The organism is Streptomyces sioyaensis (genome assembly GCF_004122735.1).
Lineage (GTDB): Bacteria > Actinomycetota > Actinomycetes > Streptomycetales > Streptomycetaceae > Streptomyces > Streptomyces sioyaensis.
Genome location: NZ_SDIF01000099.1, coordinates 1 through 26,486, shown reverse-complemented (window position 1 = coordinate 26,486; position 26,486 = coordinate 1). Strand labels below are relative to the sequence as shown.

Annotated in this window: 24 protein-coding genes; all 24 read right to left on the bottom strand. The window is 69.7% G+C overall.

The annotated features are described in order from the left end of the window. Positions 1-211: 211 nt before the first annotated feature. Positions 212-658, bottom strand: coding sequence for a DUF2550 domain-containing protein (locus tag EST54_RS26165; protein ID WP_129250183.1), 447 nt, complete (start codon positions 656-658; stop codon positions 212-214). 145 nt (positions 659-803) lie between these two features. Next, positions 804-1,187 (bottom strand): F0F1 ATP synthase subunit epsilon, encoded by a 384-nt coding sequence (locus tag EST54_RS26160; RefSeq protein ID WP_006603087.1) that lies wholly within the window; start codon positions 1,185-1,187, stop codon positions 804-806. A gap of 107 nt (positions 1,188-1,294) precedes the next feature. Continuing rightward, a complete protein-coding gene (gene atpD / locus EST54_RS26155) occupies positions 1,295-2,737 on the bottom strand; it encodes a F0F1 ATP synthase subunit beta (protein WP_129250182.1) in 1,443 nt (480 codons plus the stop codon). Between the two features lie 5 nt (positions 2,738-2,742). After that, positions 2,743-3,663 carry a F0F1 ATP synthase subunit gamma gene (locus tag EST54_RS26150; RefSeq protein ID WP_129250181.1) on the bottom strand — a complete coding sequence of 307 codons (921 nt, stop codon included), beginning with the start codon at positions 3,661-3,663 and terminating at the stop codon, positions 2,743-2,745. A gap of 20 nt (positions 3,664-3,683) precedes the next feature. Next, positions 3,684-5,276, bottom strand: coding sequence for a F0F1 ATP synthase subunit alpha (gene atpA, locus EST54_RS26145; RefSeq protein ID WP_129250180.1), 1,593 nt, complete (start codon positions 5,274-5,276; stop codon positions 3,684-3,686). A 213-nt stretch (positions 5,277-5,489) separates the two neighbouring features. Then, a complete protein-coding gene (locus tag EST54_RS26140) occupies positions 5,490-6,305 on the bottom strand; it encodes a F0F1 ATP synthase subunit delta (RefSeq protein ID WP_129250179.1) in 816 nt (271 codons plus the stop codon). Next, entirely contained in the window at positions 6,302-6,868 is a 567-nt protein-coding gene (locus tag EST54_RS26135) for a F0F1 ATP synthase subunit B (protein WP_129250178.1), read from the bottom strand. The genes EST54_RS26140 and EST54_RS26135 overlap by 4 nt, the downstream gene beginning before the upstream one ends. Before the next feature lie 41 nt (positions 6,869-6,909). Beyond that, positions 6,910-7,170 (bottom strand): ATP synthase F0 subunit C, encoded by a 261-nt coding sequence (gene atpE / locus EST54_RS26130; RefSeq protein WP_085922929.1) that lies wholly within the window; start codon positions 7,168-7,170, stop codon positions 6,910-6,912. Between the two features lie 75 nt (positions 7,171-7,245). Continuing rightward, complete coding sequence (gene atpB / locus EST54_RS26125; protein WP_129250185.1) at positions 7,246-8,043, bottom strand: F0F1 ATP synthase subunit A; 798 nt, start codon at positions 8,041-8,043, stop codon at positions 7,246-7,248. A 279-nt stretch (positions 8,044-8,322) separates the two neighbouring features. After that, positions 8,323-8,760 carry a hypothetical protein gene (locus EST54_RS26120; RefSeq protein ID WP_129250177.1) on the bottom strand — a complete coding sequence of 146 codons (438 nt, stop codon included), beginning with the start codon at positions 8,758-8,760 and terminating at the stop codon, positions 8,323-8,325. 289 nt (positions 8,761-9,049) lie between these two features. Further along, positions 9,050-10,393 (bottom strand): MraY family glycosyltransferase, encoded by a 1,344-nt coding sequence (locus EST54_RS26115; RefSeq protein ID WP_174857518.1) that lies wholly within the window; start codon positions 10,391-10,393, stop codon positions 9,050-9,052. Positions 10,394-10,492: 99 nt separating this feature from the next. Continuing rightward, positions 10,493-11,872, bottom strand: a complete 1,380-nt coding sequence (locus tag EST54_RS26110) for a serine hydroxymethyltransferase (RefSeq protein WP_129250175.1) — start codon at positions 11,870-11,872, stop codon at positions 10,493-10,495. A 107-nt stretch (positions 11,873-11,979) separates the two neighbouring features. Continuing rightward, positions 11,980-12,654: an arsenate reductase/protein-tyrosine-phosphatase family protein gene (locus EST54_RS26105; protein WP_372448189.1), complete on the bottom strand. Its 675-nt coding sequence runs from the start codon at positions 12,652-12,654 to the stop codon at positions 11,980-11,982. Further along, positions 12,651-13,298 carry an L-threonylcarbamoyladenylate synthase gene (locus EST54_RS26100; protein WP_129250174.1) on the bottom strand — a complete coding sequence of 216 codons (648 nt, stop codon included), beginning with the start codon at positions 13,296-13,298 and terminating at the stop codon, positions 12,651-12,653. Before EST54_RS26100 ends, EST54_RS26105 begins: the two co-directional genes overlap by 4 nt. A gap of 67 nt (positions 13,299-13,365) precedes the next feature. Then, positions 13,366-14,211, bottom strand: a complete 846-nt coding sequence (gene prmC, locus EST54_RS26095; protein WP_088800042.1) for a peptide chain release factor N(5)-glutamine methyltransferase — start codon at positions 14,209-14,211, stop codon at positions 13,366-13,368. A 92-nt stretch (positions 14,212-14,303) separates the two neighbouring features. Beyond that, positions 14,304-15,383: a peptide chain release factor 1 gene (gene prfA / locus EST54_RS26090; protein WP_129250173.1), complete on the bottom strand. Its 1,080-nt coding sequence runs from the start codon at positions 15,381-15,383 to the stop codon at positions 14,304-14,306. Between the two features lie 111 nt (positions 15,384-15,494). Next, entirely contained in the window at positions 15,495-15,716 is a 222-nt protein-coding gene (rpmE, locus tag EST54_RS26085; protein WP_129250172.1) for a 50S ribosomal protein L31, read from the bottom strand. A gap of 174 nt (positions 15,717-15,890) precedes the next feature. Beyond that, positions 15,891-17,015, bottom strand: coding sequence for an LCP family protein (locus EST54_RS26080; RefSeq protein WP_129250171.1), 1,125 nt, complete (start codon positions 17,013-17,015; stop codon positions 15,891-15,893). Positions 17,016-17,416: 401 nt separating this feature from the next. Then, positions 17,417-19,456, bottom strand: a complete 2,040-nt coding sequence (rho, locus tag EST54_RS26075) for a transcription termination factor Rho (RefSeq protein ID WP_129250170.1) — start codon at positions 19,454-19,456, stop codon at positions 17,417-17,419. 386 nt (positions 19,457-19,842) lie between these two features. Further along, positions 19,843-20,760 carry a homoserine kinase gene (gene thrB, locus EST54_RS26070; RefSeq protein WP_093485178.1) on the bottom strand — a complete coding sequence of 306 codons (918 nt, stop codon included), beginning with the start codon at positions 20,758-20,760 and terminating at the stop codon, positions 19,843-19,845. 340 nt (positions 20,761-21,100) lie between these two features. Then, on the bottom strand, positions 21,101-22,186 hold the full coding sequence (gene thrC / locus EST54_RS26065) for a threonine synthase (protein ID WP_129250169.1): 1,086 nt from the start codon (positions 22,184-22,186) through the stop codon (positions 21,101-21,103). Between the two features lie 8 nt (positions 22,187-22,194). Beyond that, complete coding sequence (locus EST54_RS26060; RefSeq protein ID WP_040898338.1) at positions 22,195-23,487, bottom strand: homoserine dehydrogenase; 1,293 nt, start codon at positions 23,485-23,487, stop codon at positions 22,195-22,197. A gap of 138 nt (positions 23,488-23,625) precedes the next feature. Next, positions 23,626-25,017: a diaminopimelate decarboxylase gene (lysA, locus tag EST54_RS26055; RefSeq protein WP_129250168.1), complete on the bottom strand. Its 1,392-nt coding sequence runs from the start codon at positions 25,015-25,017 to the stop codon at positions 23,626-23,628. Between the two features lie 26 nt (positions 25,018-25,043). Then, a complete protein-coding gene (gene nrtL, locus EST54_RS26050) occupies positions 25,044-26,162 on the bottom strand; it encodes an ArgS-related anticodon-binding protein NrtL (RefSeq protein ID WP_129250167.1) in 1,119 nt (372 codons plus the stop codon). Between the last annotated feature and the right edge of the window lie 324 nt (positions 26,163-26,486).

Genomic DNA, 26,486 nt, shown 5'->3' with positions numbered 1-26,486 from the left:
GGGCCGGAGGGGGCGGGGCCGTAGGAGGACGGGACGCAGGAGGTGGCAGGGCCGTAGGGGGTGGCCGAACAGATCCCGTAGGGGGTACCGGCGCCCCCTTCGGGGCCTCAACGCGACGCGCGCGGAGACTGTTCCCCGGGGAGAATTCCCCGAGCCCCCGATCACCGCACCCCCGAGCCCCCGCGATCACCGCATTCCAGGCCCCCCGGCCTCAAGCCACATTCACCCTCTGCCCCGGCGGCGCCGCCTCCAGCCAGGCGAGGAAGCCGGTCAGCGCGTCCTCGCTCATCGCCAGTTCCAGGCGGGTGCCGCGGTGCCGGCAGGCCAGCACGATCGAGTCGGAGAGCAGCGCCAGCTCCTCCTCACCCTGCGGGGTGCGGCGCTCCAGGACCTCGATGGCGGAGCGCTCCAGCAGACGGCGTGGCCGGGGCGCGTACGAGAACACCCGGAACCACTCGATCCGGTCGCCGTTGTAGCGCGCCACACCGTAGATCCAGCCCTTGCCGCCGGACTCGTTCTCCGGCACGTTCCAGCGCAGGCTGCAGTCGAAGGTGCCGCCGGACCGCTGGATGAGCCGCCGTCGCAGTCCGAAGACGAACAGCCCCAGCAGCACCAGGACCAGCACGACCGCGCCGCTCACAAGCAGAGCGAGGACCATCTCGACCGACCTCCTCGCCTCGGTGGGGGTACCCCCGGACGGAGTCCGGCGGTAGGGAAACGCACCTGCATTGCCTCAGCCGCGGGCCGCTCCGGAGTGTTCCGGGCAGCCCGCGGCTGAGGATCGATCTCGTCGGTGCCGGGGCTCAGTGAACGCCCGTCACCGCACGCAGCCGGACATCGGCGCGGCGCTCGGCGACCGCGTCGGCCGCCGACTTCGCTCGCTCCAGGGCCCGCTCCGCGCGCTGGACATCGATCTCGTCCGACAGTTCCGCGATCTCCGCGAGCAGAGACAGCTTGTTGTCGGCGAACGAGATGAAGCCGCCGTGCACCGCGGCGACGACGGTGCCGTCCCCGCTCTCGCCGGTCGTACGAATCGTCACCGGGCCCGACTGCAGCACGCCCAGCAGCGGCTGATGTCCGGGCATGACGCCGATGTCGCCCGACGAGGTGCGCGCGACGACCAGGCTGGCCTTGCCCGACCAGACCTTGCGGTCCGCGGCGACCAACTCGACGTGCAGCTCAGCCACGATGGCTCCTCGGGTCTCCACCTGCCTGGTGTGGCAGGTGTTGGGTCAAATACTAGTGGTCGTACACACCGGGGGCGGCCAGGGCCGCCCCCGGGGCGCTACCGGGGTCAGGAGACGCCCAGCTCCTTGGCGTTGTTCTTGAGGTCCTCAAGCCCACCGCACATGAAGAAGGCCTGCTCCGGGTAGTGGTCGAACTCGCCGTCGGCGATCGCGTTGAAGGCCGCGATCGACTCGTCCAGCGGCACGTCCGAGCCGTCCACACCGGTGAACTGCTTGGCCACGTGGGTGTTCTGCGACAGGAACCGCTCGATACGCCGGGCGCGGTAGACCGTGAGCCGGTCCTCCTCGCCGAGCTCGTCCATACCCAGAATCGAGATGATGTCCTGGAGGTCCTTGTACTTCTGCAGGATCGTCTTGACGCGCGAGGCGCAGTCGTAGTGGTCCTGCGAGATGTAGCGGGGGTCCAGGATCCGGGACGTCGAGTCCAGCGGGTCCACCGCCGGGTAGATGCCCTTCTCCGAGATCGGGCGCGACAGAACGGTGGTCGCGTCCAGGTGGGCGAAGGTGGTCGCCGGCGCCGGGTCGGTCAGGTCGTCCGCGGGGACGTAGATCGCCTGCATCGAGGTGATCGAGTGACCGCGGGTCGAGGTGATGCGCTCCTGAAGGAGGCCCATCTCGTCGGCCAGGTTCGGCTGGTAACCCACCGCGGAGGGCATCCGGCCGAGCAGGGTCGACACCTCGGAACCGGCCTGGGTGTACCGGAAGATGTTGTCGATGAAGAACAGCACGTCCTGCTTCTGCACATCGCGGAAGTACTCCGCCATGGTCAGACCGGCCAGGGCGACGCGCAGACGGGTGCCCGGCGGCTCGTCCATCTGACCGAAGACCAGCGCGGTCTTGTCGATGACGCCGGAGTCCGTCATTTCCTCGATGAGGTCGTTGCCCTCACGAGTGCGCTCGCCGACACCGGCGAACACCGACACACCGTCGTGGTTGTTGGCCACGCGGTAGATCATTTCCTGGATCAGAACGGTCTTGCCGACACCGGCACCACCGAACAGACCGATCTTGCCGCCCTTGACGTACGGGGTCAGCAGGTCGATGACCTTGATGCCGGTCTCGAACATCTCGGTCTTGGACTCGAGCTGGTCGAAGCCGGGCGCCTTGCGGTGGATGGGCCAGCGCTCGGTGACCTCGGAAGCCGACTCCGGCTTGTTGAGGATCTCACCGAGGGTGTTGAACACCTTACCCTTGGTGACGTCACCGACGGGGACGGTGATGCCGTTGCCCGTGTCGGTCACCGAGGCCTGGCGGACCAGACCGTCGGTGGGCTGCATCGAAATCGCGCGGACCAGGCCCTCGCCCAGGTGCTGGGCGACCTCAAGGGTCAGGGTCTTCTTCTTGCCGGCGTCGGCCGGGTCGGAGACCTCGACGGTCAGCGCGTTGTAGATCTCCGGCATCGCGTCGACGGGGAACTCCACGTCGACGACCGGGCCGATGACCCGCGCGACGCGGCCCGTCGCCGTGGCCGTCTCAACAGTGGTGGTCATAGTTGTCAGTCACTCCCCGCGGTCGCGTCGGCCAGTGCGCTCGCGCCACCGACGATCTCGCTGATTTCCTGGGTGATTTCGGCCTGGCGGGCCTCATTGGCAAGCCGCGAGAGCGACTTGATGAGCTCTTCTGCGTTGTCGGTCGCCGACTTCATCGCACGGCGCGTGGCGGCGTGCTTGGAGGCGGCGGCCTGCAGAAGCGCGTTGTAGATCCGCGACTCGACGTACCGCGGCAGCAGGGCGTCCAGGACGTCCTCGGCCGACGGCTCGAAGTCGAAGAGCGGAAGGATCTCGCCCTTGACCGACGCCTCGGACTCCGCCACGGCCTTGTCCAGGCTGAGCGGCAGCAGCCGGTCGTCGAGCGCCGTCTGCGTCATCATCGAGACGAACTCGGTGTAGACGATGTGGAGTTCGTCCACGCCGCCCTCGGCGGTGTCCTTCTGGACGGCCTCGATCAGCGGTGCGGCGATCGCCTTCGCGTCCCCGTACGCCGGGCTGTCGGTGAAGCCGGTCCACGACTCCACGATCGTGCGCTCGCGGAAGCTGTAGTACGACACACCCTTGCGGCCGACGATGTAGACGTCGACCTCCTTGCCCTCGGCCTTGAGCCGCTCGGTGAGCTGCTCCGCGGCCTTGATCACGTTGGCGGAGTAGCCGCCGGCCAGGCCGCGGTCGCTCGTGACGAGCAGCAGCGCGGCGCGGGTCGGGTTCTCCGCCTCGGTGGTCAGCGGGTGCTGGGTGTTCGAGCCCGTGGCAACCGCTGTCACCGCGCGGGTCAGTTCACTCGCGTACGGCGTCGATGCCGCCACCTTGCGCTGCGCCTTGACGACGCGCGAGGCGGCGATCATCTCCATCGCCCTGGTGATCTTCTTGGTCGCGGTGACGGAGCGGATGCGACGCTTGTAGACCCGGAGCTTGGCTCCCATGGATCAGGTCCCTTCCGTCGTCACTTGCTGGTGCCGGCCGGGGCGTCCTCGCCGAGCAGCTTGCCGTCCGAGGTCTCGAACTGCTGCTTGAAGCCGTCGACGGCCTCGGCGATCGCACCGATGGTGTCGTCGGACATCTTGGCGCCCTCGCGGATGCTGGTCAGCAGGTCCTTCTTCTCCCGGTGGAGGTAGTCGAGGAGCTCCCGCTCGAAGCGGCGGATGTCCTCGACCGGGACGTCATCCATCTTGCCGTTGGTGCCGGCCCAGATGGAAACGACCTGGTCCTCGGTGGGGTACGGGTTGTACTGGCTCTGCTTGAGCAGCTCGGTCATGCGCTTACCGCGCTCCAGCTGCGCCTTGGAGGCCGCGTCCAGGTCGGAACCGAAGGCGGCGAAGGCCTCCAGCTCGCGGTACTGGGCGAGGTCCACGCGGAGCCGGCCGGACACCTGGCGCATGGCCTTGTGCTGGGCGCTGCCGCCGACGCGGGAGACGGAGATACCGACGTTCAGCGCCGGACGCTGGTTGGCGTTGAACAGGTCCGACTCCAGGAAGCACTGGCCGTCGGTGATGGAGATGACGTTGGTCGGAATGAACGCCGACACGTCGTTCGCCTTGGTCTCGACGATCGGCAGACCGGTCATCGAGCCGGCGCCCATGTCGTCGGAGAGCTTGGCGCAGCGCTCCAGCAGACGCGAGTGCAGGTAGAAGACGTCGCCCGGGTAGGCCTCACGGCCCGGCGGACGGCGCAGGAGCAGGGACACGGCGCGGTAGGCGTCGGCCTGCTTCGAAAGGTCGTCGAAGATGATCAGGACGTGCTTGCCCTGGTACATCCAGTGCTGGCCGATGGCCGAGCCGGTGTAGGGCGCCAGGTACTTGAAGCCCGCCGGGTCGGACGCCGGGGCGGCGACGATGGTGGTGTACTCCAGGGCGCCGGCCTCCTCCAGCGCGCCGCGCACGGACGCGACGGTGGAGCCCTTCTGGCCGATGGCGACGTAGATGCAGCGGACCTGCTTCTTCGGGTCGCCCGAGCGCCAGTTGTCGCGCTGGTTGATGATCGTGTCGACGGCCAGGGCGGTCTTGCCGGTCTGGCGGTCGCCGATGATCAGCTGACGCTGGCCACGGCCGATCGGCACCATCGAGTCGACGGCCTTGTAGCCGGTCTCCATCGGCTCGTGGACCGACTTACGGACCATGACGCCCGGAGCCTGCAGCTCCAGGGCGCGGCGGCCCTCGGACTCGATCTCGCCGAGGCCGTCGATCGGGTTGCCCAGCGGGTCGACGACGCGGCCGAGGTAGCCCTCGCCCACGGCGACCGAGAGCACCTCACCGGTGCGCTGCACCGACTGGCCCTGCTCGATGCCGCTGAACTCGCCGAGGATGACCGCACCGATCTCGCGCTCTTCCAGGTTCAGCGCAAGACCGAGGGTGCCGTCCTCGAACTTCAGCAGTTCGTTCGCCATCGCCGAGGGGAGGCCCTCGACATGCGCGATGCCGTCTCCGGCATCACTGACCGTGCCGACCTCCTCGCGCGAGGCCGCGTCCGGCTTGTACGCCTGGACGAAGTTCTCCAGCGCGTCCCGGATCTCCTCCGGCCGGATCGTGAGCTCCGCCATCTGGGTTCCCTGCTCTCCTTGTTGGGCCCGAAGTTACTTGCGGGTGTCTGGGGGGCTGTCCCCCAGGGGGTTTCCGCTTACGGCCCAACTCGGGCCGCCGTCATGCTTGTGCTGGTCCCCGGGGCCTCTTCCGGACCGCAGCCGGACCTGTCGGTCCGGCCGGCTGGTCCGGCGCCTGCCGCCGGTTGTGCAGCTCTTGAGTTGGTGGCTGGGTCAGCCGGCCATCCGCCGGGTCGCCTCGTCGAGGCGGTCCGCGATGGTCCCGTTGATGACCTCGTCGCCGATCCGGACCTGGACTCCGCCGAGGACCTCGGGGTCCACGTCGAGGTTCAGGTGGATCTGCCGTCCGTACAGCTGCGCCAGGGAGGCGCCCAGGCGCTGCCGCTGCCCTTCGCTGAGGGGCACCGCGGAGGTGACCACCGCGACCATCCGGTCCCGGCGGGTCGCCGCCAGCTTGGAGAGGGCATCGAGCCCCGCTTCCAGGCTACGGCCCCGCGGCTGTGCGACAAGACGGATCACCACACGCTCGGTGACCGGGTTCGCCCGGCCGCCCAGCAGCGAGTGCAGCAGCTCCGTCTTGGCCGCGACCGTCGCGTTCCGGTCGGTGAGTGCCCGCCGCAGCTCGGGGTTCGAGGCGACGATCCGGCCGAACCGGAACAGCTCGTCCTCGACGTCGTCGAGCTGGCCGGCCCGCTGCGCGGCGACGAGGTCGGCGCTGTAGGCCAGCTCCTCGATCGCGTCCGTCAGGTCACGCGAGCGCGACCAGCGGGAGCGGACCATACCGGTCACCAGGTCGGCGGCCGGACCGCCGACCCGGCTGCCGAGCAGCCGTCCGGCCAGCTCGGCGCGGGCCTCACCGGCCTGCGCCGGGTCGGTCAGGACCCGACGCAGCGACACCTCGCGGTCGAGCAGAGCGGTGACGGCAGCAAGCTCCTCGGCGAGCTTCACCGCGTCGACGGAGCTGTCGTCCGTCAGCGCGTTGAATCCCTCGCGTGCGGAGGCGAGTGCCTCGCGGCTCGCTCCGTTCATCGGCCGGCCTCAGCCTTCGTCGTGTCCGACGCCGCCTTGGCCTCGACCTCGTCGAGGAAGCGGTCGATGGTCCGGCTCTGCCGGGCGACGTCCTCCAGGGACTCGCCGACGAGCTTGCCGGCCAGTTCGGTGGCGAGCTTGCCCACGTCCTGGCGCAGCGACAGCGCAGCCTGCTTGCGGTCAGCCTCGATCTGGGCGTGACCGGCAGCGATGATCTCCTCACGCTGCCGCTGGCCCTCGGCGCGCATCTCAGCGATGAGCGTCGCGCCCTGCTCCTGCGCCTCCTGGCGCAGACGCGCGGCCTCGTGACGGGCGTCGGCCAGCTGGGCCCGGTAGTCCGCGAGCACCTGCTGAGCCTCGGCCTGAGTCGCCTCGGCCTCCTCAATGCGGCCTTCGATCTGCTTCCGGCGCTCTTCCAGAACCTTGTTGATGTTCGGGAGGAACTTCTTGGCGAGGAAGCCGAAGACGATGAAGAAAGCGATCAGGCCGATGACCAGCTCTGGAATCGGCGGGACCAGGGGGTTCTCGGGAACCTCCGCCGCCATGTTCGCCAGGGCGTTCACATCAGTGCCTTCCGTCTGAATGGATAGTCGATGCGGTTCGTTTACTGGTAAACGAAGCCCATGACGATGCCGATCAGGGCGAGCGCCTCACAGAAGGCGAAACCCATGATCTGGTTGGTGCGGATGAGGCCGGCCGCCTCGGGCTGACGGGCCAGGGCCTGGGTGCCGTTACCGAAGATGATGCCGACGCCGACGCCGGGGCCGATCGCGGCGAGGCCGTAACCGATGGAGGCGACGTTGCCGACGACGTTGGTCTTGGCGGAGCCGGCGGCGAGGTTGACCATTTCGAGAGCAGCGGACATGCCGTTACTTCCTTCTCATTTCACGTACCGGTGGGGGTTGGCCACCGGACAGCTGTTGGGCTGGGAGAGGGGTGCTCAGTGGTGCTCGGCGAGCGCGCCCTGGACGTAGTTGCAGGCCAGGAGGACGAAGACATACGCCTGGACGGCCTGGATGAAGAGCTCGAAGGCGGTCATCACGATGGTCATCACGAAGGACGCACCCGCGTAGACGATGCCGATGCCGTTCAGCATGTACCAGCTGGCGATGGTGAACAGCAGGATCAGCAGGTGCCCGGCGAACATGTTCGCGAACAGTCGGACCGCGTGCGTGAACGGGCGGATGATCAGGTGCTGGAGCAGCTCGAGCACCATGATCAGCGGCAGCACCCAGCCGAGCGACTTGTCATAGCCACTGATGTTCTTCAGGCCGCCGACGAAGCCCTGCTTCTTGAACGTCAGGGTCAGCCAGAGGACATAGACGACCAGGGCGAGGCCGATCGGGAACGCGATGACCGACGTCACCGGGAACGCCATGACCGGGATGATGGACCAGAGGTTCATGATCCACACGAAGAAGAACAGCGAGACCATGAAGGGGACGTATTTGTCGCCCTCCTTTTTCCCCAGCGCGTCATAGACGAGCCCGCGGCGCACAAAGTCGTAGCCCGCCTCGCCGATCATCTGCAGCTTTCCGGGCACCACCTTGGCCCGGCCGAATGCGGCCCAGAAGAACCCCACCACCACGATCGTGCTGAGGAACGCCAGCAGCATCGGCTTGTTGAACTCGTAGCCACCGATGGTGAAGAGGGGTTCGAATACGAACGAATGAAGGCCCGGGGCCTCGAAGCCACACCCCGGAATGAAGAGGTGGCACTCCGTGTCGAAGGCGAGCATCGTTTCAGCACTCACCGCGGGCTCCTTCAGCGTGGCGCATGGGTACGGCAACCTCGTTGTGTCGGCGCGGCGTTGAGCCACGGAGCGGCACTGGACTGGTCTTACGGATTGAGGGGCGGCCGGCCGGCGCTGAGCCGGACCGAGTCACAGGCATCGGCCGCGAGAACTGCCCGTCGTTTCGCGTGGAACTCGGGAGCTCAGCCGCCTGCGCCATCTGTGCCGCAGTTGGCACCGGACGATAGCAGGCCCGCATGAGGGCATTTATCTCGGCCCTACGTGTCACGTCGGCGACCCCGCCGTCTCCGCCTTCTTCGTCCCGGCGGAGTCGGGTTCCACGTACAGAGTCTTCGCCTTCATATGACCGTGGGTCTGTGCCGCGATCCATACGAGGGTGGTGCCGAGCAAGGTGAACGCAAATGCCTTGGTGTCGAAGAGCGTTGTGTCCTTGAAGGCGATCAGGAACACCAGCACGAACAGAATCTGCGTCGTGTAGAGCAACAGCCCCATCATCTGGAACAACTGCGGAAGGCTCTTCGCGGTCTTCTGCAGGACCACCAGACCTGCCCCCATGACGAGCATCACCAGCAACGTGCCGACGACGGCGCCGAGCGCTCCTTTCGCGCCTGCGACCGCAGCGCTCACGCCAACGGCGACGGCGCCGATGGCGAGCGTGGGCACAAGGGCGTGAAGGAGTAGTCGGGCGTCATTCGACTGCATAGCGGCGCTCCGGCAAAGGGTGGGGGTTGTGTCGTCAGGGACGAGCGTAGACCCGGCCTGAGGCGGAACCTGCGGCCCGAGGACCGTCGCACTAGGGCCCTCCGGCTCTGTCGCCGGGTTTCGTGAACGGTATCACAAACTATTTGATGAGGTCTTTACCTGGTTCGTGTGGACCCTGTCACACCTGAGCGTGAACCTGCGCGTTGGTGCACTGACGGATCGAATTTTGTCTGGTATGAGGTCAACCGCCCCGGTTTCTGATGCCCGTTCGAGCGATCAGACGCCGGGATCAGTGGTGACTGCTCGCCTTGCGGCGGTCCACAAAGCGTGACCGGTCGCCGATCGCGGTGGCACCGTTGATGCCCGCCGGGATCGGTTCCCGCTCCTCCTCGTCCGCCGCCTCCGCGGCGGCGGACGCCTCCGCGGCCGCCCCGGCGGGGTCCACCACGGCGCGGGCGAGCCGGCGGTAGCGCGGCGGAACCATCCGCTCCGCCCACTGTGGGGCGCGCGGGGTGAAGCGCGGCAGCAGGAGCAGTACCAACCCCACCGCGCTCAGCAGCACGATGCCCAGCACGATCCACATGCTGGCGTTGTTCGCGGAGTAGGCGACCGCGCCGAAGGCGATCAGCGCCGACCAGAAGTACATGATCAACACGGCCCGGCTGTGCGAGTGCCCGATCTCCAGCAGGCGGTGGTGCAGATGGCCGCGGTCGGCGGCGAACGGCGACTGGCCCTTCCACGTACGCCGCACGATCGCCAGGATCAGGTCGGCGACCGGCACCGCGATGACCGTCAGCGGCAGCAGCAGCGGAATGTAGACCGGCACCATCGCGTGGGTCGCCTCGCGCAGACCGCCGGCCTTCACGTTGAGCAGATCCGGGTCGACCTGGCCGGTCACCGAGACCGCGCCGGCAGCCATCACCAGGCCGATCAGCATCGAACCCGAGTCGCCCATGAAGATCCGCGCCGGGTGCATGTTGTGCGGCAGAAAGCCCAGGCACATGCCCATCAGAACGACCGAGAACAGGGTTGCGGGCGCGGCCGCCTCGATGCCGTAGCCGAACCACATCCGATAGGCGTACATGAAGAACGCGGCGGCCGCGATGCACACCATGCCGGAGGCGAGGCCGTCCAGACCGTCCACGAAGTTCACCGCGTTGATGGTGATGACGACCAGCGCGACGGTCAGCAGGGTGCCCTGCATCGGCGTCAGCGAGACCGTGCCGACACCGGGGATCGGGATCCACAGGATCGTCAGGCCCTGCAGGACCATCACGCCCGCGGCGATCATCTGGCCGCCGAGCTTGACCAGCGCGTCCACGCCCCACTTGTCGTCCAGGACGCCGAGGATCCAGATCAGCGCGGCGCCCGACAGCAGCGCCCGGGGCTCGTTGGTCTCGAAGACGCTCTTGAGGTTGGTCAGGTGCGAGGCCACCAGCAGACCGGCGCACAGCCCGCCGAACATGGCGATTCCACCGAGCCGCGGGGTCGGCTCACGGTGCACATCACGCGCGCGGATCTCCGGCATCGCACCGGCCGCGATCGCGAACTTCCGCACCGGCCCCGTCAGCAGGTAGGTCACCGCGGCCGTGACGCACAGCGTCAGCAGGTATTCACGCACGGGCTGCCCCATCGGTATAGCTGGCCATCACAGCCCCACACCCTATGCGTGTCCGCCCCCTGGCCGTGAATACAGGGGAAGACGCAGGACACCGGCGAACGGTTCCGGCCGTCACCCTTGATCGGGATAAGGCGGAAAGCCGTGGACCAAAGCGACAGTCCCGGAGCGGGCCGCGGGATCCTCCTCCAGCGCCGCCACGATCAGGCGCGCGACCTGCGCCATCTCCGCCTCACCCATGCCCTGGGTGGTCACCGCCGCGGTGCCCAGCCGGATGCCGGTCCGGCGGGTCGCCGTCTCCTCGGCGCACGGCAGGGCGCAGGTGTCCAGGACAATCCCGGCGGCGGCCAGCCGGCCCCGGGCGGTGGGCGCGTCCAGGCCCAGTGGGGCGGTGTCGGCGGTGATCAGATGGGTGTCGGTGCCGCCGGTGGTGATCGTCAGACCGTACCCGGCCAGCGCCTCGGCGAGCGCGCGGGCATTGGCGGTGACCTGATGGGCGTACGCGCCGAAGGCGGGCGTGGCGGCCTCCGCGAAGGCGACGGCCTTGGCGGCGACGGCGTTCATCTGCGCGCCGCCCTGGGTGAACGGGAACACCGCACGGTCGATGCGTTCGGCCAGCTTCGCCCCGCACAGGATCAGCCCGCCGCGCGGCCCGCGCAGCACCTTGTGTGTGGTTGCGCACACCACATGGGCGTACGGGACGGGGCTGGGCGCCGCTCCCCCGGCGATCAGGCCGAGCGGATGCGCGACGTCGGCGATCAGATAGGCGCCGGTCTCGTCGGCGATGTCCCGGAAGGCGGCGTAGTCGATGTGCCGGGGATAGGAGATCGAGCCGCAGACGATGGCCTTGGGGCGGCGGGCGAGGGCCAGGTCGCGGATCGCGTCGTAGTCGAGGAGCTCGGTCTCCTCGTCGACGCCGTAGCCGGCGAAGTCGAACCAGCGCCCCGAGAAGTTGGCGGGCGAGCCGTGGGTGAGGTGTCCGCCGTGCGGGAGGGCCATGGCCAGGACGGTGTCACCAGGGCGCAGCAGGGCGGCGTAGGCGGCCAGAACGGCCGAAGACCCGGAGTGGGCCTGGACGTTGGCGTGTTCGGCGCCGAAGAGGGCCTTGGCGCGCTCCACCGCGATCCGCTCGGCGAGGTCGACGATCTCGCAGCCGCCGTGGTGCCGGGCGCCCGGATAGCCCTCGGCGTATTTGTTGCCCAGAGGGGAGCCGAGGGCGGCGAGGACGGCCGGTGAGGTGAAGTTCTCCGCGGCGATCAGCTGGAGCCCGTCGCTCTGCCGGGCGCTCTCGCCGAGCAGCACGCCGGCGATCTCGGGGTCCTGGCGCAGCAGGGCGGCGAAGTCGGGGGAGCCGGCCGGCCGGGTGACGTCGTCCCGGGCGGCGGCCCGGGCGCGGTCCTCGACGGACTCCGACGGAGCGGCGCCGGCCTGCCCGGTGGTCCGGGAAGCGGCGGCCGGGGTCTCGCTGCGGGGTGACGCGGTGGTGGCAGGCATCGCTTGCTCCGGGCCTCGTACGGGGACGTAGTCCCAATGTAGGCGCGGCAGGGCGATCGGGCGCGGTATACGGGCCGACAGGGTCCACGCCCGCGCCCGGGGGCCCGTCAGGCCCGCGCCGGGACTCCCGTGAGGGCCGTGACGACCGGGTCGAGGGCCTGGTTGATCTCGTCGCCGATGGAGCGGAAGAAGGTGATGGGGGCGCCGTAGGGGTCGTAGACCTCGTCGGACTCCGGGTTGGGCGCCAGCAGCCAGCCGCGCAGCGCCGCGGCGGCGCCGACCAGCGCACGGGCGCGCTCGACCAGCCCGCCGTCCGGCAGGTGCGGATCGGGCTCGGGCAGGGTGGCGGGGTCTATGGCCCGCACCAGCCGGTTGAATTCCTTGAGGGTGAAGGTGCGCAGCCCCGCGGAGTGGCCCATCGAGATGACCTGGGCGCGGTGGTCGCGGGTGGCGGTGAGCACCAGGTCGGCGCGGATGACGTGCTCGTCGAGCAGCTCACGGCCGAGGAAGCCGGCCGGGTCGGCGCCGTAGTCGGTCAGCACGGTCGCGGCGTGGGTCTCCATCGGGGCGCCTTCGTGCCCCCAGGTGCCGGCGCTCTCCACCAGCAGTCCGCCGCTGCGGGCCGCGCCGAGCCGCAGTTCCAGGGCATGGCGGTGCAGCCGCTCGGTGATCGGTGAGCGGCAGACGTTGCCGGTGCTGACGTGGAGAATCCGGAAAACGGATGCGGAGGGGAGAGAGTCGTCGCCTGGTCCCGCTATGCCACGCCCGAGGGGCGCCATCAATTGGCCACCTCGAGCTCTGGTACCACCTTGCGCAGCTCGTCCGCACTGATCGCGCCCTCGCGCAGCAGCACCGGGACCTTGCCGGTGACATCGACGATCGAGGACGGCACCGCGGCCGGGGTCGGGCCGCCGTCGAGGTAGACGGAGACCGAGTCGCCCAGCATCTCCTGTGCGGCGTCGCAGTCCTGCGGGGAGGGGTGGCCGGTGAGGTTGGCGCTGGAGACGGCCATCGGGCCGAACTCGGTCAGCAGCTCGATCGCGACGGGGTGCAGCGGCATCCGCACCGCGACCGTGCCGCGGGTCTCGCCCAGGTCCCAGGTCAGCGACGGCTGGTGCCGGGCGACGAGGGTGAGCGCGCCGGGCCAGAAGGCGTCGACCAGCTCCCAGGCCTGCTCGGAGAAGTCGGTGACCAGGCCGTGCAGGGTGTTGGGGGACCCGACCAGGACCGGGGAGGGCATCCCGCGGCCACGGCCCTTGGCCTCCAGCAGGTCGCCGACGGCCTCGGCGCTGAAGGCGTCCGCCCCGATGCCGTAGACGGTGTCGGTCGGCAGCACGACCAGCTCACCGCGGCGGACGGCCGAGGCGGCCTCGCGCAGACCGGTGGTGCGGTCGGTCGCGTCGCTGCAGTCGTATCGCCGTGCCATTACGGGACCTCCTCGTGCGAAACGAATACTTCGGATGCATCGGCTGCCGGCGCCGGAGCGGGACGCGTCATGGCGTCGCCCGGCGTGCGGTGGCGAAACGGGGCCTGTTGTTGAGGTCCGGGTGGTCGGCCGCGTCGGCCCAGCCCCGCTCCTCGGTGAAGATCCACGGAACCTGTCCGCCCTGGGTGTCGGCGTGCTCGATGACGACCACGCCGCCGGGCCGCAGCAGGCGGTGTGCGGTCCGCTCGATGCCGCGGATGGTGTCCAGGCCGTCCTGGCCCGAGAACAGCGCGAGCTCGGGGTCGTGGTCGCGGGCCTCGGGTGCGACGTACTCCCACTCGGTCAGCGGGATGTACGGCGGGTTGGAGACGACCAGGTCGACCTGCCCGTCCAGTTCGGGAAGCGCGGTCAGCGCGTCGCCGTGATGGAGAACGACGCGGGACCCCTCGACGTTCTTGCGGGCGTAGTCCAGCGCCTGCTCGGACAGCTCCACGGCGTGCACCCGCGAGCGCGGCACCTCCTGTGCCAGGGCCAGCGCGATGGCCCCCGAGCCGGTGCACAGATCGACGATCAGCGGCTCGACGACGTCCATGGCCCGGACGGCGTCTATCGCCCAGCCGACCACCGACTCGGTCTCCGGGCGGGGCACGAACACCCCTGGCCCGACGGCGAGTTCGAGGTAGCGGAAGAAGGCCCGCCCGGTGATGTGCTGGAGCGGCTCACGGGCCTCGCGGCGGGCGACGGCCTCCCAGTAGCGGGCGTCGAAGTCCGCGTCCTTGACGTGGTGCAGCTCACCCCGTTTGACGCCGTGCACGAACGCGGCGAGTTCCTCGGCGTCGAAGCGCGGCGAGGGCACACCGGCGTCGGCCAGCCGCTGGGTGGCCTGGGCCACCTCGGCGAGCAGAAGGTTCACGGGGCCTTCCTCCTAGTGCGCTGCGTCTTCATTGTGCGGTCCGCGGCCGGCCGGGGGCGGTCTGCGGCCGGTACGTACCGGCTCGCGCGGGCTTACTGGGCGGCGGCGAGCTTGGCGGCCGAGTCGGCGTCGACACAGGCCTGGATGACCGGGTCGAGCTCGCCGTCGAGCACCTGGTCCAAGTTGTACGCCTTGAAGCCGACCCGGTGGTCCGAGATGCGGTTTTCCGGGAAGTTGTACGTACGGATGCGCTCGGAGCGGTCGACCGTACGGACCTGGCTGCGCCGGGCGTCGGAGGCCTCGCGCTCGGCCTCCTCCTGGGCGGCGGCCAGCAGCCGGGAGCGCAGGATGCGCATCGCCTGCTCCTTGTTCTGGAGCTGGCTCTTCTCGTTCTGGCAGGAGACGACGATGCCGGTGGGCAGGTGCGTGATGCGGACCGCGGAGTCGGTGGTGTTGACGGACTGGCCGCCGGGCCCGGAGGAGCGGTAGACGTCGATCCGCAGGTCGTTGGCCACGATCTCGACCTCGACCTCCTCGGCCTCGGGCGTGACCAGCACACCGGCCGCGGAGGTGTGGATGCGGCCCTGCGATTCGGTGGCGGGCACGCGCTGGACGCGGTGCACCCCGCCCTCGTACTTCAGCCGCGCCCAGACGCCCTGCCCCGGCTCGGTGGCACCACCGCCGCCCTTGGTCTTCACGGCGACCTGGACGTCCTTGTACCCGCCGAGGTCGGACTCGTTCGCGTCCAGGATCTCGGTCTTCCAGCCGACCCGCTCGGCGTAGCGCAGATACATCCGCAGCAGATCGCCGGCGAACAGCGCGGACTCCTCGCCGCCCTCGCCGGCCTTGACCTCCAGGATGACGTCCTTGTCGTCGCTGGGGTCGCGCGGGACCAGCAGCAGCCGCAGCTTCTCGGTCAGCTGCTCGCGCTGGGCGTCGAGCTCCTTGACCTCGTCGGCGAACTCCGGGTCGTCCTGGCTGAGTTCGCGCGCGGTCTCGATGTCGTCACCGGTCTGCTTCCAGCCGCGGTACGTCGCGATGATCGGGGTCAGCTCGGCGTAGCGCTTGTTGAGCCGCATGGCTTCGCGCTGGTCGGCGTGGACCGCGGGGTCGGCCAGCCGCTTCTCGAGATCGGCGTGCTCGCCGATCAGTTCTTCGACCGCCTCGAACATCGTGGGTTCCTCTGCTGGCTGGGACTACCGGGGGCCTGGACGACGCAAACAAAGACGCCGGTCCGGTCACCCCTGAGCAGGGGCGACCGGAGACCGGCGCCTTGAGGGTCGCTACTTCTTGGCAGCGGCGCCCTTGCCGAAGCGGGCCTCGAAGCGGGCCACGCGGCCGCCCGTGTCCATGATCTTCTGCTTGCCCGTGTAGAACGGGTGGCACTCGGAGCAGATGTCGGCGCGGATGCTGCCGCCGCCGACGGTGCTACGGGTGGTGAAGGACGCGCCACAGGTGCAGCTGACCTGGGTCTCGACGTACTCCGGGTGGATGTCGCGCTTCAAGGGATTCTCCTAGGTTCGGGAGTGCACCGGGTCGTGTCGCGGGTTGCGTCACGTGAACCGGGGCCGACGGTCCAGTCTGCCAGGACTAGCCGTATCTCCCAAAACCGGGGTGCGGCCGCGACTATTCCCGGGCCGCTCGTGGGGAGCCTGCGCCCCCTCCACCGCGGCGTCCGACTACTTCACGTACCGGTCCGTGCCGCCCTGGTCACCGGCCGAGCCCTTGGTCGCGGACTTGGGGATCTCCTTGTCCTGCCGCAGCGCGTCCCAGACCTGCTGGCTCTGCTTCTCCAGCGGCACCACCCGGTCGGGGTTGGCCTTGTCGTACGTGACCGGCAGCGTCACCATGTTGATGTTGTCCGACCCGATGTTGCCCAGGCTCTTGGCCAGCCCGGTCAGTTCGCTGACCGAATTGAGGTCGGTGTCGGTGGTGATGGCCTTGGTGGCCGTGTCGGCGATGTCGTAGAGCTTGGTGGGGTTGGTGAGCACCCCGACGTTCTTGACCTGGTTCATCAGGGCCTTGAGGAACGTCTGCTGGAGCTGGATACGGCCCAGGTCGCTGCCGTCGCCGCCGGGGACGCCGTGCCGGGTGCGGACCAGGGCGAGCGACTGCTCACCGTTGAGGGTGTGCCGGCCGGCCGGCAGATGCAGATGGCTGCTGTTGTCGTTGATCGGCTTCTTGGTGGTGACGTCCACCCCGCCCAGCGCGTCGATGAGCTTCTTGAAGCCGGTGAAGTCGACCTCGATGAAGTGATCCATCCGGGTCCCGCTGATCGACTCGACGGTCTTCACGGCACAGGCCGGGCCGCCGACCTCGAACGCGGTGTTGAACATCGCCCGCTGCTGCCCGGGGACGTCCTTGCCGTTGCTGGTGCAGTCCGGGCGCGCGATCAGGGTGTCGCGCGGGATGCTGACCACGCTGGCCTTCTTACGGCCCTTGTAGACGTGCACGATCATCGCCGTGTCGGACCGCGCGCCGCCCTCGTCCTTGCCGTACTCCCCGTTCTTGCCGGCCCGGGAGTCGGAGCCCATCACGAGGATGTCCATCGAGCCGTTGTCGACGTTCTTCGGCCGGTCGTGCCCGAGGGCGGAGTTGATGTCGACGCCCTTCAGATTGCCGTTGAGCTTGAAGTAGACGTAGCCGAGACCGGCACCACCGAGCAGTACCACGCTGACCAGCGTGCACAGGGTGATGGTCAGTATCCGGCGGCGCCGGGTGGGCCCTTTGCGCCGACGACCCGTGGCGCGTATGCCGCGGGCACGGCTTTCAGCCGTGTTCGCGGTCCCGTTGCTGTCCGCCATCTGCTCCTCAGTCCTCGTTCGCTCGGCTGCGCCCCGCCGCCACCGGACAGCGCGCTGTCATGTCCGGGGCGCCCTGTCAGACGGGAGGTTGACGGGAAGGGTTGCACAGCGAGTCATGAGCGCTTTCTTAGAAAGCTGCCGGGGACTGAACCGTCCGCTCGGGACCTTCGACCCTCCTACCTGGGCTTTCGTCCCGTTTTCGGCCATGGCCGAAACCGTATGGGTTGCAGTGGATCTGTGCGGAACGTCTCAAGTGCGGCGTCTGCCGGCCCCGCCGGGCGCAGTGCAGGTCACAGCGCCGCCCGCGGCCCGCCGTCCGCAGCGGGCAGCACGAAGCCCCCCTCACCTGCAGCGGTGAGAGGGGCTTCGAGGAAGGCGCCGGAAAACGCGCCCCGCGGGCGTCAGTCGTTGCCGTTGCCCGCGGTCGGCGTCGTCTTCTGGATCTGCAGCAGGAACTCCGCGTTGGACTTCGTCTGCTTCATCTTGTCCAGCAGCAGCTCGATGGCCTGCTGCTGGTCCAGGGCGTGCAGCACCCGGCGCAGCTTCCACACGATGGCCAGCTCGTCGCTGCCCATGAGGATCTCTTCCTTACGGGTGCTGGACGCGTCCACGTCCACCGCCGGGAAGATGCGCTTGTCCGAGAGCTTGCGGTCGAGCTTGAGCTCCAGGTTGCCGGTGCCCTTGAACTCCTCGAAGATCACCTCGTCCATCCGCGAGCCGGTCTCGACCAGCGCGGTGGCCAGGATGGTCAGCGAACCGCCGTCCTCGATGTTCCGCGCGGCACCGAAGAAGCGCTTCGGCGGGTAGAGCGCGGTCGAGTCGACACCACCGGACAGGATGCGGCCGGAGGCCGGGGCGGCGAGGTTGTACGCACGTCCCAGACGGGTGATCGAGTCCAGCAGGACGACCACGTCGTGCCCCAGCTCGACCAGGCGCTTGGCGCGCTCGATGGCCAGCTCGGCGACGGTGGTGTGGTCCTCGGCAGGGCGGTCGAAGGTCGAGGAGATGACCTCGCCCTTGACCGACCGCTGCATGTCGGTGACCTCTTCGGGACGCTCGTCGACGAGGACGACCATCAGGTGGCACTCGGGGTTGTTGCGGGTGATCGAGTTGGCGATCGCCTGCATGATCATGGTCTTGCCGGTCTTCGGCGGGGCCACGATCAGACCGCGCTGGCCCTTGCCGATCGGGGTGACCAGATCGATGATCCGGGTCGTCAGCCCGCCCGACTCACCCTCCAGGCGCAGCCGCTCCTGCGGGTACAGGGGCGTGAGCTTCCCGAACTCCGGCCGCCCGCGGCCCTGTTCGGGCGCCACGCTGTTGACCGTGTCGAGGCGGACCAGCGCGTTGAACTTCTCGCGCCGCTCGCCGTCCTTGGGCTGGCGGACCGCGCCGGTGACGTGGTCGCCCTTGCGCAGGCCGTTCTTGCGGACCTGGGCGAGCGAGACGTACACGTCGTTCGGGCCCGGCAGGTAGCCGGAGGTCCGGATGAAGGCGTAGTTGTCGAGGATGTCGAGGATGCCCGCGACGGGGATCAGCACGTCGTCCTCGGAGACCTGCGGCTCGTTGCCGAAGTCCTCGCGGCCGCCGCGACGGCCCCGGCGGTCGCGGTAGCGGCCGCGACGGCCCCGGCGGCCGCCCTCGAAGTCGTCGTCGTCGTCATTGCGGCGGTCGCGCTGCCGCTGGCCGCCCTGACCGCCCTGGCCGCCGTCGCCGGCGTCGCCCTTGCGGCGGTCGCCGCGGTCGCGCTGGCGCTGGCCGCGGTCCCCGCGGTCGCCCTTCTGGCCGCGGTCCTGGCGGTCCCCGCGCTCCTGGCGCTCGCCGCTCTTGCCGGGGCGGCCCTCGCCGGTCTCCTGGGGGGAGACCGCGGTGTCGGTCCTGGCCTCGGTCTTGACCTCGGTCTTCGCCTCGACCTTGGTGTCGGTCTTGAGGTCGCCGGAAGCGGCCTCGGGGCTGCCCGCGGCGGCGGTGGCGCGGCGCCGGCGGCGCTCGCCGGCCGGCTGCTCGTCGCTGACGGGCTGGCCGGGGATGTCGATCTGCTGCTGGGCCCCGGCCTTGTCGGCGGCCTTGTCGCCCTTGTCGGACCTGGCTGCCTTGCCGGCGGCCTGCTCCGCGCCGTCCTCGCCGGTACGGGCCTTGGAGGTCGTACGGCGCTTGGGCTTGGTCTCGGTGTCGGCGGGCGCGTCGGCCTTGGCGCCGGAGCCCGAGCCCGAGGCCTGCTTCTCCTTGATGACCTCGATCAGCTGGCTCTTGCGCATCCGCGCGGTGCCCTTGATACCGAGGCCGGAGGCGACCTGCTGCAGCTCTGCCAGGACCATGCCGTCAAGGCCGGTGCCGGAACGGCGGCGCCGCGTGGTTGCAGGCGCGGCGGGAGCGTCCGTGGCGGGCGCGGTGGCACTGCCATCGGTACGCGCGCCCATCAGATCGGTGGTGTCGCTCACGAAGGGTCCTTCCCTGGAGCGGGCGTCGGCCTGTCTGGCTCGGCGACCGGTTGTGCTGTCCGGCTGTGTCCTTGGTCTGGTGGACCGGGCCGGGGCGGTGGTCCCGCCGGAAATGGCGGAGAGATCAGTTCATGGCGCCGGCGTGAGGAGATGCAGAGTGGCCATTCACCACGCCGATTCCGGAGCGTGCTCACTTCCGCTCAGGCAATTGCCGGCTTTGACAATTGCGCCCAGCAGATTGGGAGGCTCCCGGAAGAAAGTGGTCCCGATGGGGGACACGAAGCACCGCGCCACTCAGGCGTCGAGTACTGACTTGAGGTTAACACTACCGGATCCAACAAACATTCCCCCTCTCCAAGACCGGCAATCGTCGGCCACCTGCGTGCTCACCCGGCGAGCGGCAGTACGCAGGCGCCCGCCGCGTCGAGGGCCAGGCGGTTTGCCGCCCACCCCTCGCCCGCCAGTGCCGCGACCTTGTCGGCCGCCGCGTCCTCCACCAGCGCGAGGACCGTGGGGCCCGCACCGGACACGACTGCGGGGACGCCGTCCGCGCGCAGCCGGTTCACCAGGGCCACGCTCTCCGGCATCGCGGGAGCGCGGTATTCCTGGTGGAGTCGGTCCTCGGTCGCGGCGAGCAGCAGCTCGGGGCGCCTGGTCAGGGCCTCGACGAGCAGTGCGGCGCGGCCGGCGTTGGCCGCGGCGTCCACATGCGGGACGGTGCGCGGCAGCAGTCCGCGGGCGGTCTCGGTAAGCACCGGCTTTCCGGGCACGAAGACCACCGGAACGATGGAATCGGCGGGATCCATCCGGATCGCGCGGGCGGTGCCGGAGTCCATCCAGGCGAGCGTGAAACCGCCCAGCAGACAGGCGGCGACGTTGTCGGGGTGGCCCTCGATCTCGGTGGCCAGCTCCAGCAGTGCGGTGTCGTCGAGCTTTTGCTCGCCACCTATCGTCACCGCACGCGCGGCGACGATGCCGGCGCAGATGGCGGCCGAGGAGGACCCCAGGCCGCGGCCGTGCGGGATGCGGTTGGCGCAGACGATTTCCAGGCCGCGCGGCTGTCCGCCGAGCAGGTCGAAGGCGGTGCGCATCGACCGGACGAGCAGATGGCTCTCGTCGCGGGGCAGGGTGTCGGCGCCCTCACCTGCGATGTCGATGTGCAGCCCGGAGTCGGCGACGCGCACCACGACATCGTCGTACAGGCCCAGGGAAAGACCCAGGGCATCGAAGCCGGGACCGAGATTGGCGCTGGTAGCGGGGGTGCGCACCCGGACGGCGGCGGCGCGGAACGCGGGACCGGCCATCGCTCGATGACTCTCCTTGATTGATGCTGCGGTACTGCCCCGGAACGCCGCGGCACCGAGGCGCCCGGCCGGCTCATGGGGACCGTTCTGACCTGCCCTGCACACCACTGCGTCATGCCGTGGGGAGGGGAGTTGCTGCCAGCCTATCGAAGGAAGGTTCTGTCGCGACATAGGGCGCACAGGAGGCGCACGATGCGTGTCGCGCGCCTTGCCGTGCCCCAGCGCCGCTTTCCCTGGACTTTGCAGCCTTTGCACAATTTGCTCTGCCGGAGGTGGCGGGACGCTCACCGCGCCCCGCCACCGGATGCTGTACGCGCAGGTCCGCCCGTACGGCGGCGTCCTAGACGAGGCCGAGGCGCTCGGCAGCGGCGTCCGCGTCGATCGGGACCGTGACCGGCTGCGGCGCGCCGGCCACCGCCCAGTCCGGGTCCTTGAGGCCGTTGCCGGTGACCGTGCAGACGATGCGCTGGCCGGGGTCGACCTTGCCCTCCTCGGCGGCCTTGAGCAGACCGGCGACAGACGCGGCCGAGGCGGGCTCCACGAAGACGCCCTCCTGCGCGGCCAACAGGCGGTAGGCGGACAGGATTTGACGGTCGGTCACGTCATCGATGAAGCCGCCGGACTCGTCCCGCGCCCGCTCGGCGTTCGCCCACGAAGCGGGGTTTCCGATGCGGATCGCGGTGGCGATGGTCGTCGGGTCCTTGACGACCTCTCCGCGCACGATCGGGGCGCTGCCGGAGGCCTGGAAGCCCCACATGCGCGGGGTGCGCGAGGCGATGCCGTCGGCCGCGTACTCCTGGTAGCCCCGCCAGTACGCGGTGATGTTGCCGGCATTGCCGACGGGCAGGACATGGATGTCCGGCGCATCGGTGAGCATGTCGACGATTTCGAAGGCCGCGGTCTTCTGGCCTTCGATACGTACCGGATTGACGGAGTTCACAAGTGCGACGGGGTAGTTGTCGGACAGCCGCCGGGCCAGCGTCAGGCAGTCGTCGAAATTTCCGTCGACCTGGAGGATCTTCGCGCCGTGCACCAGGGCCTGGCCCATCTTGCCGAGCGCGATCTTGCCCTGCGGGACGAGCACCGCACAGACCATGCCCGCGCGGACCGCGTAGGCGGCGGCCGAGGCGGAGGTGTTGCCGGTGGAGGCGCAGATGACCGCCTTGGCGCCCTCCTCCTTGGCGCGGGTGATGGCCATCGTCATGCCGCGGTCCTTGAAGGAGCCGGTGGGGTTGGCGCCCTCGACCTTGAGGTGCACCTCACACCCGGTGCGCTCGGAGAGGACCTGGGCCGGTACGAGGGGTGTGCCGCCCTCCCGGAGGGTGACGACCTCGGTCGTGTCGCTGACCGGGAGCCGGTCGCGGTATTCCTCGATGATGCCGCGCCACTGACGGCTCGTCGTGGTCACGGTGGAATTGGCTGACATGGGTTCCTCTACTCCCCTTCGACCCGCATGATGCTGGCGACACCGCGGACGGTGTCGAGCTCGCGCAGTGCCACGACGGTCGACGACAGGGCCGCGTCCGCCGCCCGGTGGGTGACGATGACGAGCGATGCCTCGCCGTCCTTGCCCTGCTGACGGACCGTATCGATCGATACGCCGTGTTCGGCGAAGATGGTCGCGACCTGCGCGAGAACACCGGGCTTGTCGGCCACGTCAAGGCTGATGTGGTACCGCGTGATGACCGCGCCCATGGGGCTGACCGGCAGCCGTGTGTAGGCGGACTCGCCGGGCCCGGTGGTGCCGGAGAGCTTGTTGCGGCAGACCGCCACGAGGTCGCCGAGGACCGCGGAGGCGGTGGGCGAACCGCCCGCGCCCGGCCCGTAGAACATCAGCTGACCGGCCGCGTCGGCCTCGATGAAGACCGCGTTGTACGCCTCACGGACGGAGGCGAGCGGATGCGTGAGCGGAATCATCGCGGGGTGCACCCGCGCGGTGACGGACGCGCCGTCCGCGGCCCGCTCGCAGATCGCCAGCAGCTTGACCGTGCACCCCATGCGCTTGGCGGAGGCGATGTCGGCGGCGGTGACCTCCGTGAGGCCCTCGCGGTGCACATCGTCGATGGTCACGCGGGTGTGGAAGGCGATGCCGGCCAGGATGGCGGCCTTGGCGGCGGCGTCGAAGCCCTCGACGTCGGCGGTCGGGTCGGCCTCCGCGTAGCCCAGGGCGGTCGCCTCGTCCAGCGCCTCGCTGTAGCCCGCGCCGGTCGAATCCATCTTGTCGAGAATGAAATTGGTCGTGCCGTTGACGATGCCGAGCACCCGGTTGACCTTGTCGCCGGCCAGCGACTCGCGCAGCGGCCGCACCAGCGGGATCGCACCGGCGACGGCGGCCTCGTAATACAGATCCGCGCCCTTGGCCTCGGCCGCCGCGTGCAGCGCCGCGCCGTCCGCCGCGACCAGCGCCTTGTTGGCGGAGACCACGCTCGCGCCGTGCTCGAAGGCGGTGGTGATCAGCGTGCGGGCCGGCTCGATGCCGCCGATCACCTCGATCACGACATCAATGTCGCCGCGTTTGACCAGCGCGGTCGCGTCGGTGGTGATCAGCTCGGCCGGGACGCCCTCGCGCACCTTGTCGGGGCGGCGGACGGCGATCCCGGCGAGCTCCACGGGCGCACCGATGCGGGCGGCGAGATCGTCGGCGTGCGTCGTCATGATGCGCGTCACCTCTGAGCCGACAACACCACAGCCCAGGAGCGCCACCTTCAGCGGACGCGTACGCATCATTCGACCTCTGCTTCTCATCGATCAGCGATTTTCAGCTTGCTTCATGCACCAGTCTCACGCACCGGACGGCGGTTTCCGTCCGTCGTCCAGATGCCGAGACATTTATTTCATCCCGGGTCGGGGCCCGGCGATCCGGCCCTACCCGACGTCCAACCGCAGGAGATCTTCCTCCGTCTCCCGCCGGACGATCACCCTCGCCGCACCGTTCCTGACAGCTACGACCGGCGGCCGCAGCGAGTGGTTGTAGTTGCTCGCCATGGAACGGCAGTACGCACCGGTGGCCGGCACCGCGAGCAGGTCCCCGGGCGCCACATCGGCCGGCAGGAAGGCGTCGCGTACGACGATGTCCCCGCTCTCGCAGTGCTTGCCGACCACCCGCGACAGCATCGGCTCGGCGTCCGAGGTCCGCGAGACCAGGGCCACGCTGTACTCCGCGTCGTACAGCGCGGTGCGGATGTTGTCCGACATCCCGCCGTCCACGGACACATACGTCCGCAGCCCCTCCAGCTCCTTGACCGTGCCGACCTCGTACAGCGTGAACGCCGTCGGCCCGACGATCGCCCGCCCGGGCTCGACCGACAGCCGCGGCACCGCCAGCCCCGCCGCCGCGCACTCGCGGCGCACGATGTCACCCAGCGCCGCCGCGATCTCGTGCGGCTCGCGCGGGTCGTCGTCCGAGGTGTACGCGATGCCGAGGCCACCGCCCAGATCGATCTCGGGCAGCTCGATGCCGTGCTCGTCGCGCACTTCGGTCAGCAATTGCACGACACGGCGGGCGGACACCTCAAATCCGGCCATGTCGAAGATCTGCGACCCGATATGGCTGTGAATTCCGATGAGTTCCAGCCCGTCCAGCTTGAGCGCGCGCCGCACGGCCTCGGCCGCCTGGCCGCCCGCCAGCGCGATGCCGAACTTCTGGTCCTCGTGCGCGGTCGCGATGAATTCGTGCGTATGCGCCTCGACACCGACCGTGACCCGGATCTGCACCCGCTGGCGCCTGCCCAGCCGCTCCGCGATGTGCGCGACCCGCACGATCTCCTGGAACGAGTCGAGCACGATCCGCCCGACCCCCGCCTCCACGGCGCGGGTGATCTCCTCGGTGCTCTTGTTGTTGCCGTGCAGCGCGATCCGCTCGGCCGGCATGCCGGCCGCCAGCGCCGTGGCCAGCTCGCCGCCGGAGCAGACGTCGAGGTTGAGCCCCTCCTCGTTCAGCCAGCGCACGATGGCGCGCGACAGGAAGGCCTTCCCGGCGTAGAACACGTCGGCCCCCGGCCCGAAGGCGTCCTTCCAGGCCCGGCAGCGCGCCCGGAAGTCGTCCTCGTCGAGGAAGTACGCCGGCGTACCGAACTCCTCGGCGAGCGCGGTGACGTCCAGCCCTCCGACGGTGACCACACCGTCGGCATTGCGCTGGACCGTACGCGACCAGACGCGCGGGTCCAGCGTGTTGAGATCGGCGGGCGGCCCGGCGTAGTGCCCCTCGGGCAACACGTCGGCATGCCGGGGCCCTGCGGGATGCGCGGAGCGACTCATGACAGTGGAGATCCCCTCAAAATCGTTCAGAGGTGTTCGGGAGCGGAGATGCCGAGCAGACGCAGGCCGTTGGCTAGCACCGTCCCGGCGGCTTCGGCGAGCGCCAGCCGGGCACGGTGCACGGCCAAGGGTTTCTGCTCCCCGACGGGCAGTGGCGGAAAATCGTCGTGCCAGCGGAAGAACGCGTCCGCGGTCGCCTCCAGATGCCGCACCACCCGGTCCGGCGCCCGCAGCCGTGCGGCGGTCTCGACGACGGAGGGGTAGGTGGCGAGAAGAGTGAGCAGCCCCTGAAGCGGCCGGGCGGCGGAAGCGGCCTGCGTTCCGGCCCCGTCCCCGGGCCCGGACGGTCGCGCCGCCTCCTCCGGGACACCCGCGGCGCCCTCGGCCACCGGACGCCCCATCTCCCCCGGCTCCCCCGAAAACCCCAGCTCACCCGCGTTCCGCAGCAGCGCCCGGGCCCGGGCGTGCGCGTACTGCACCCGGAACCGCGGATTGCTCTCCCGCTGCACGGGCCGCTCCGGCACCCGCACCGGATCATGCGCGGCCGGCCGCAACAGCACCCAGCGCGCTTCGTCGGAGCCAAGACGGGCGAGGAGCGCGACGAGGTCGGACGGGTGGGGGACAGCGTGGACGCACCTGGAGTCCGGTACTCCGGCCGCCGCCTCGATCCGCGCCAACGCCTCGCCCACCACCACTTCACGAGCACCGGAACCGGCCAGGGCACCGTCGGCCGGAGCGGAACCGTCGACCGAACCGGCTTCTGCCGTCCGGGCACTCCGGCCACCGTGGGTACGGGGGGCACTCCGGTCCCCGTACCGATCCCCCTGCGCCAGCACGTCCCGCACCAGGGCGACCTGCGCCTCGTCCCCCAGCGTGAAATTCAAGAACCCCGGCCCGGCGATCTCGACCCGGGCGATCCCGGGGCTCCCGGCCAGCCGCTTCCGCAGAATCTCGGCCACCTCGCGGGCCGGCCGGCCCGCCGGCTTGGCGAGCTGCAGCGCGACATTGGAGGCGTAGTCCCCACACCCGGGGCGCGGCGACGGCCGCACCACGATCCGCGCCGGCACGGGCACGGAGAGCTCCTGCTCCTCCACCGCACCACGCACGGAGCGCAGGACGGTACGGGAGAGCTCAGCGGGTGTCACAGGACAAGCGTATGGGAGACCCGGGGTACCCATGCGACCCGGTTTCGCCCTGTGGACACTCTGCGTATCGAGCCACACAACGATCCGGGACGATCCCCCCGATTCCGCCACCTACTCGCCCGGACGAGCCGCACATCCATCGCCCGCCCGGCCGGCGCTTCGCCCGCCGCACCGGACGGCACCCACTCCGTCGGACGACCCCTCGTTGCGGACGGACGATCCCTCGTTGCGGACCGACAGTCCCCCCGATTCGTCGTTGCCCGCTCTACGGGACGAGCCCTCCGGCACCTTCGCCCCTACTCCCCACCCGCATCCACCACACCC

What these genes read in the sequence shown, in the direction of transcription:
- EST54_RS26110 (WP_129250175.1), bottom strand. Translation starts at nt 11,872, where the DNA reads ATGCCTGCCACCACCGCGTCACCCCGCAGCGAGACCCCGGCCGCCGCT.
- EST54_RS26115 (WP_174857518.1), bottom strand. Translation starts at nt 10,393, where the DNA reads ATGGGGCAGCCCGTGCGTGAATACCTGCTGACGCTGTGCGTCACGGCC.
- EST54_RS26150 (WP_129250181.1), bottom strand. Translation starts at nt 3,663, where the DNA reads ATGGGAGCCAAGCTCCGGGTCTACAAGCGTCGCATCCGCTCCGTCACC.
- lysA (WP_129250168.1), bottom strand. Translation starts at nt 25,017, where the DNA reads ATGAGTCGCTCCGCGCATCCCGCAGGGCCCCGGCATGCCGACGTGTTG.
- EST54_RS26060 (WP_040898338.1), bottom strand. Translation starts at nt 23,487, where the DNA reads ATGATGCGTACGCGTCCGCTGAAGGTGGCGCTCCTGGGCTGTGGTGTT.
- atpD (WP_129250182.1), bottom strand. Translation starts at nt 2,737, where the DNA reads ATGACCACCACTGTTGAGACGGCCACGGCGACGGGCCGCGTCGCGCGG.
- EST54_RS26120 (WP_129250177.1), bottom strand. Translation starts at nt 8,760, where the DNA reads ATGCAGTCGAATGACGCCCGACTACTCCTTCACGCCCTTGTGCCCACG.
- atpE (WP_085922929.1), bottom strand. Translation starts at nt 7,170, where the DNA reads ATGTCCGCTGCTCTCGAAATGGTCAACCTCGCCGCCGGCTCCGCCAAG.
- EST54_RS26140 (WP_129250179.1), bottom strand. Translation starts at nt 6,305, where the DNA reads ATGAACGGAGCGAGCCGCGAGGCACTCGCCTCCGCACGCGAGGGATTC.
- prfA (WP_129250173.1), bottom strand. Translation starts at nt 15,383, where the DNA reads ATGTTCGAGGCGGTCGAAGAACTGATCGGCGAGCACGCCGATCTCGAG.
- thrC (WP_129250169.1), bottom strand. Translation starts at nt 22,186, where the DNA reads ATGTCAGCCAATTCCACCGTGACCACGACGAGCCGTCAGTGGCGCGGC.
- EST54_RS26080 (WP_129250171.1), bottom strand. Translation starts at nt 17,015, where the DNA reads ATGGCGGACAGCAACGGGACCGCGAACACGGCTGAAAGCCGTGCCCGC.
- atpA (WP_129250180.1), bottom strand. Translation starts at nt 5,276, where the DNA reads ATGGCGGAGCTCACGATCCGGCCGGAGGAGATCCGGGACGCGCTGGAG.
- EST54_RS26165 (WP_129250183.1), bottom strand. Translation starts at nt 658, where the DNA reads ATGGTCCTCGCTCTGCTTGTGAGCGGCGCGGTCGTGCTGGTCCTGGTG.
- thrB (WP_093485178.1), bottom strand. Translation starts at nt 20,760, where the DNA reads ATGGCCGGTCCCGCGTTCCGCGCCGCCGCCGTCCGGGTGCGCACCCCC.
- EST54_RS26100 (WP_129250174.1), bottom strand. Translation starts at nt 13,298, where the DNA reads ATGGCACGGCGATACGACTGCAGCGACGCGACCGACCGCACCACCGGT.
- atpB (WP_129250185.1), bottom strand. Translation starts at nt 8,043, where the DNA reads ATGCTCGCCTTCGACACGGAGTGCCACCTCTTCATTCCGGGGTGTGGC.